Origin of the sequence: Acinetobacter sp. YH12096, from assembly GCF_013419215.1 — a bacterium.
Lineage (GTDB): Bacteria > Pseudomonadota > Gammaproteobacteria > Pseudomonadales > Moraxellaceae > Acinetobacter > Acinetobacter amyesii.
The window spans coordinates 1-4595 of record NZ_VPAM01000067.1 but is presented as its reverse complement, the minus strand read 5'-3'; the positions used below and the strand labels follow the sequence as shown (position 1 = coordinate 4595).

The window sequence follows — 4595 nt, the reverse complement described above, 5'->3', positions numbered from 1 at the left end:
CAAGTAACTTGGACCAGTGTTGATCATTTAGCATTGTTCGAGGCATAGCGAGTGTAAAATTGGGTTTGGCGATTTAATTTTACTATCTCGCTATTTTTTTAATCAACAAATGTCAACAGACCCTAATCATTTGGATAAATAAAAACAGCCTGATCGTATTGCAATCAGGCTGTTTTTATTTGAAATCTAGTTGTGAAGTTGAATTAAGATCGTGATTTATACAGCGATACAACCAAGCATGCTGCAGCAATCAGTAATACAAAGATGGCGATGATATAAAGGTCCATAATAAAAATATCCGGCAAATGTGATTTAATTGTTTTTTAATTAATGTGAAAGGTGTACGGATTTATTATCACCTACAGTTGAATATAGGTCGTTTAAGTTCTGTACCAATCACTTTCTCGTTTGTTACACGGTGTATTTTTTCATAAAAAGGAAGAAAAAACAGTGACTATGCAACATCAAGATAATGGTCAAAAAGGTGAATTTTTTCAGTTAAATGCTGAGGGTGTACGCCTCGCAGAAATGAGTTATCTATGGCGTGATGAACACAGCATTGTGGCAAATCACACGTGGGTAGATGATTCCTTACGCGGGCAAGGGGTTGCTCGTGTGTTATTGGATCATTTGGTGGAATTTGCTCGTGACAAACACTTAAAAATTATCCCAACCTGTTCTTATGTAGAGGTGATGTTTCGCCGAGACAAGACATTAGCCGATGTTCAAGCCTAAAAAAGCCCGCGATGCGGGCGTTTTATCAGTATGAAAATTTAAAAACTGCTTTGTGCTCAATTGAGCTTGAGTTTCAACACCGTTGATGGTGTTTTGACGATATGTGGCCACAATTGTAACAAAATCGAGCAGATCAATATTCCTAAAACCAAGCTTAAACACATGATATTTAATAAAGCAAAATCATTCAGCACGAAATAAATACTGCCAATGGTCATCATCATTAATAAATAAATAAGATAGTGAGGAATCACGGTGCGCAGTGTTATTCCTAAAATAAATGAGCAAATCACGACATTAAAAAAATCTGAAACGCCAAAATTATTCAGTATGATCAAGGCAGCAAAATATACACAAGTGATCGATAAAAAAATGAGTAAATTTTTAAGCATGGTCGGCCTCTTTATTCATCTTCAAATGGAAATAATTTCATTGTTTTAATATGTATAAGTTTAAAAAAATGAAGGTGATATCGGTATACGTGATCTTGGTTTTCTGTTGTAAGTTAAAAAGCACATTTGATTAAAAAATATACAAATATTTACTCATCCTGTAGAACTTTCTACGTTAAAATCGTGCAAATACTTTAAGAATAAACACAATGATACAACTCTGTTATGCCAGTACACGTGTAGAACAACAATTTGATTTAATACAAGATTTAAGTGATATTTTGGTGAGAGCCCGCAGCTTTAATACTGAAAAAAATATTTTTGGCGTGCTGTACTATGCAGAAGGCCGGTTCTTCCAATGCCTGCAAGGTGAGCAAGCGGCACTCGAACAGCTTTTTCAGCATATTATGCAAGATACGCGGCATCGGGATATTGTGCGTTATCCTGATCAAACTATTGATCAAATCGATTTTTCAAAATGGTCGATGAAATATGTAAATCGACATAGTGAAATTGCCAGTTTATTCCAGCGCTTTGGACATTCAAGCTTTCAACCAAACCTGCTTAATACGGAACAAATTCAGGCGTTTTTAACGACATTGTTAAGATTAGAAAATGTTGAACAGCCGGTTAAGCTGGATTCAGGCTATAAAAACCGAGGCTATCAGCATTATTTTTAAGCTGAGTGTGAATAAAAAAAAAGCCCGCGCAGCGGGCTTTTTTTATTTTATCTAGTGGGTTTAGGCTTTTAATGCACTGATCAACTTCTGATGTAAACCACCAAAACCGCCATTCGACATAATCACCACAGCATCGCCCTCGCCTGCCTCGCTTACGATGGTTTGAATGATCTCATCCAGTGAACGAGCCACCACAGCTTTATTCGCAGCAGCTTCAATCACAGGTTGTAAATCCCAATCCAAACCTTCAGGTTGATACCAAATCACTTCATCTGCTAAGCGTGCAGAATGTGCAAGCCCATCTTTATGGCTACCCATACGCATAGTGTTCGAACGCGGTTCAATTACTGCCCACAATTTACGCTCACCGAGACGCTTACGTGCACCTTCCAGTGTGGTATCAATCGCCGTTGGGTGATGTGCAAAGTCGTCATAAACTTCAATGCCACGGATTGTGCCCAAAAGCTCCATACGACGTTTTACACCGCCAAAATTTGAAAGTGCCTCACACGCCGTTTCAATCGAAACACCGACATGTTCAGCCGCAGCAATGGTTGCCAAAGCATTGGCTACACTGTGTTGCCCAGTCATATTCCATTTGACTTCGCCTTTCACGACACCATGCTGTAGCACTTTGAAATGTGAACCGTCAGCAGACAATTGTTCTGCATACAATTCAGATTTGTCATTGGCATCTAAAGATGTACGCACCACAGGTGTCCAGCAGCCCATTTCCAAGACTTCATCAATATTTGTTTCAGTGATGGGCGCAATGATACGGCCTTCACTTGGAATAGTACGCACTAGATGATGGAATTGCTTTTGAATCGCAGCCAAGTCATCGAAGATGTCGGCATGATCAAATTCAAGGTTATTTAAAATCGCTGTTTTAGGATGGTAATGCACAAACTTAGAACGTTTGTCGAAAAATGCCGAATCATATTCATCGGCTTCTACACAGAAATATTGACCACCGCCTAAACGTGCACTTTCACTAAAGCCTAAAGGTACGCCGCCAATCAAGAAGCCTGGATTTAAACCTGCTTGATCGAGCACCCACGCCAGCATGGTTGTGGTTGTGGTTTTACCATGTGTGCCTGCAACACCTAACACATGTTTGCCTTGTAGGACGTGGTCTGCAAGGAACTGTGGGCCAGAAATATAAGGCAGGCCTTCGTTCAACATGTATTCCACAGCATCAATACCACGTTTCATAGCATTGCCGACAATCACGAGATCTGGATGTGGTTGAAGATGGCTACGGTCATAGCCTTGCATTAAGGTAATGCCTGCATTTTCCAATTGGGTAGACATTGGTGGGTAAACGTTTTGGTCTGAACCCGTGACCTTATGTCCTAAATCGCGCGCCAAGAGCGCCAATGAACCCATAAAGGTGCCACAAATACCCAAGATATGCAGATGCATTCGTTCTAACTCCACTGCTTTTACCGACACATCACTTTGTTATTGTGGTGTTGTCATTATAGATTTGGTTGAAAAAGTTAATTTCATTTGAGAGCAACCATAGCAAGGGTCTTAGCGAAAAGATAGATTTTTTTGTATGAGATCGTACAAAAAGATTGAGCTCGTAACTGATCAAATGTGTGTGATTTTCTTAATGATAAAAACACGGAAAATAGGCGCGAAATTGTGATGAAAAACGTACAATAAGCGCAATTTTTTGCGATCTTGATTGCTTATGTCACTTGCCCTGTTTTTATTGATTATTTCCAACTGTTTTATGACTTTGGCCTGGTATGGGCATTTGAAGTTTTTACATGATGCGCCGCTTTGGCAAGCGATTTTATTTGGATGGGCGATCGCGTTACTCGAATATAGTTTTATGATCCCAGCAACGCGATTGTTGGCCAAACATGGGTGGTCTTTGGGTCAAATGAAAATCACACAAGAAGTCGTGACGCTATTGGTCTTCGTTCCATTTATGATTTTCCTTTTTAAACAGCCCTTTAAATTGGACTATTTGTGGGCAGGTTTATGCCTTTTTGGGTGTGTCTATTTCGTGTTTCGCAGTGCTTAACTGATCCGATGCCGCATGGGTCCGATCATTTAAGTGAGGCGTGTTTGCAGGCATTTTTGAGGACTTTACTAAACTCACGGTCTCTTGGAGTGGGATCTTCATAGTCAAAGGCATAATCACTCTCACTGGTCAGTACAGTCATTTGACCGTCTGCTTCAAAGTTCATGAGTGCAAAAACATAGCTACACGATATTCTGAAATTGAATACATTTTATCACGGCCATCATCTGCTTTGTAATAGCCTGTCATCTTGACCGACTCACGTTCATCAATGATCGATTTGCCAGTGACTAAAAATTTTTCGTGGATGTAGCCATTACTCTTAATCTGGCTGTTATAGCCTTTTTGTTTCTGTAAGAGGTTAAATTCTATTTCAAATTGGCTGGTATTGAGTTGAACCAGTTGGGCAAAACTCTGAGAGCTTAAGGCTAAAGTGAGCAGGATGAAGATCTGTTTCATGTTTAAAGTGTCTTATAAATATTGATTTAATAAAAGTTTTTATAAAATTGAAAAAAATAAAAATAATTTTATAAAAATATTATGGAGTTTTCTCTTTAAAGACAACCGTTAAATTTTATCAAATGGAGCGTAAAACTCTGTCCTTCAGGTCAGAGATATAAGCAACACGACATGAAGTGTCGTTTGATTTAACTAAGGACTATTTTCCTTGAGTTTTGATTGTTAATATAAGTACATGAAAACCCTTAAATTACGTATAAAAGACAAACATTGCAAGGTGTTAGACCAACT

The 4595-nt window shown here is 38.8% G+C and carries 7 protein-coding genes; 3 read left to right on the top strand and 4 right to left on the bottom strand.

The annotated features are described in order from the left end of the window. The first annotated feature begins 408 nt into the window (after positions 1-408). On the top strand, positions 409-735 hold the full coding sequence (locus FTU36_RS16340; protein ID WP_257223260.1) for a GNAT family N-acetyltransferase: 327 nt from the start codon (positions 409-411) through the stop codon (positions 733-735). Positions 736-791: 56 nt separating this feature from the next. Here FTU36_RS16340 and FTU36_RS16335 read toward each other — a convergent pair whose 3' ends face one another. Further along, positions 792-1127, bottom strand: coding sequence for a hypothetical protein (locus tag FTU36_RS16335; protein ID WP_180118568.1), 336 nt, complete (start codon positions 1125-1127; stop codon positions 792-794). A gap of 209 nt (positions 1128-1336) precedes the next feature. Between FTU36_RS16335 and FTU36_RS16330 the strand changes: the two genes are divergently transcribed. After that, complete coding sequence (locus FTU36_RS16330) at positions 1337-1807, top strand: BLUF domain-containing protein (protein WP_180005550.1); 471 nt, start codon at positions 1337-1339, stop codon at positions 1805-1807. Positions 1808-1867: 60 nt separating this feature from the next. Here the strand turns inward: FTU36_RS16330 and mpl are convergent, their stop codons facing one another. Beyond that, positions 1868-3232, bottom strand: coding sequence for a UDP-N-acetylmuramate:L-alanyl-gamma-D-glutamyl-meso-diaminopimelate ligase (gene mpl / locus FTU36_RS16325; RefSeq protein WP_180118566.1), 1365 nt, complete (start codon positions 3230-3232; stop codon positions 1868-1870). A 274-nt stretch (positions 3233-3506) separates the two neighbouring features. Between mpl and FTU36_RS16320 the strand changes: the two genes are divergently transcribed. Further along, positions 3507-3845 (top strand): DMT family protein, encoded by a 339-nt coding sequence (locus FTU36_RS16320; protein WP_078189529.1) that lies wholly within the window; start codon positions 3507-3509, stop codon positions 3843-3845. Positions 3846-3870: 25 nt separating this feature from the next. On the opposite strand, the gene FTU36_RS16835 is transcribed toward FTU36_RS16320, so the two are convergent. Next, positions 3871-4011, bottom strand: coding sequence for a hypothetical protein (locus FTU36_RS16835; protein ID WP_227591843.1), 141 nt, complete (start codon positions 4009-4011; stop codon positions 3871-3873). Then, a complete protein-coding gene (locus FTU36_RS16315; protein ID WP_227591842.1) occupies positions 4008-4304 on the bottom strand; it encodes a hypothetical protein in 297 nt (98 codons plus the stop codon). The genes FTU36_RS16835 and FTU36_RS16315 overlap by 4 nt, the downstream gene beginning before the upstream one ends. Positions 4305-4595: the final 291 nt, after the last annotated feature.

Bases quoted from the DNA above. Each gene is read 5' to 3' on its own strand.
- FTU36_RS16335 (WP_180118568.1), bottom strand. From the start codon at position 1,127: ATGCTTAAAAATTTACTCATTTTTTTATCGATCACTTGTGTATATTTT.
- FTU36_RS16330 (WP_180005550.1), top strand. From the start codon at position 1,337: ATGATACAACTCTGTTATGCCAGTACACGTGTAGAACAACAATTTGAT.
- mpl (WP_180118566.1), bottom strand. From the start codon at position 3,232: ATGCATCTGCATATCTTGGGTATTTGTGGCACCTTTATGGGTTCATTG.
- FTU36_RS16320 (WP_078189529.1), top strand. From the start codon at position 3,507: ATGTCACTTGCCCTGTTTTTATTGATTATTTCCAACTGTTTTATGACT.
- FTU36_RS16835 (WP_227591843.1), bottom strand. From the start codon at position 4,011: ATGAACTTTGAAGCAGACGGTCAAATGACTGTACTGACCAGTGAGAGT.
- FTU36_RS16315 (WP_227591842.1), bottom strand. From the start codon at position 4,304: ATGAAACAGATCTTCATCCTGCTCACTTTAGCCTTAAGCTCTCAGAGT.